Raw genomic sequence first — 467 nt, forward strand, 5'->3', positions numbered from 1 at the left:
TGCCCTCGCTATTCGACTGGACACCGGTCGCAACGAACAGCGCGTCGCCGGTGACCGTTCGCTCGGCTCCGTCGACGGTCGTTTCGACGGCGATGCCTGACTGGATCGCTTCGGCGCCGCCATCGGCTGCTAGCGTGCGGACGCGGCGGAAGTCGTTGCCGGTGATCACTTCGATGCCCTCCTCCTCGAATGCACGCTGCATCTCGCGGCCGAGTTGCCCCTCCATACTCGAGAGGACGCGGTCGGAGCGCTGGAGGATGGTTACGTCGACGCCGACGCGGTGGAGGATCTGGCCCCATTCGAGCGCGATGTACCCGCCGCCGAGCATCACGATGCTCTCGGGGAGGTCGCGCACCTCGAGGATGGTCTCGCTCGTGTAGTAGTCGACGCCGTTGAGGCCGTCGATGGGCGGTGCCCACGGTGAACTTCCAGTCGCGACGAGCGCCTTCTTCCCAGTAATGTGCGCG

General features: G+C 66.2%; 1 protein-coding gene. It reads right to left on the reverse strand.

Features of this window, described 5'->3' with window-relative positions; translation table 11 throughout:
* On the reverse strand, window positions 1-467 hold a 467-nt coding region (locus DEQ92_RS22470), incomplete at both ends, for an FAD-dependent oxidoreductase (RefSeq protein WP_158547666.1).

This window comes from Haloferax sp. Atlit-6N (assembly GCF_003383195.1).
Lineage (GTDB): Archaea > Halobacteriota > Halobacteria > Halobacteriales > Haloferacaceae > Haloferax > Haloferax gibbonsii.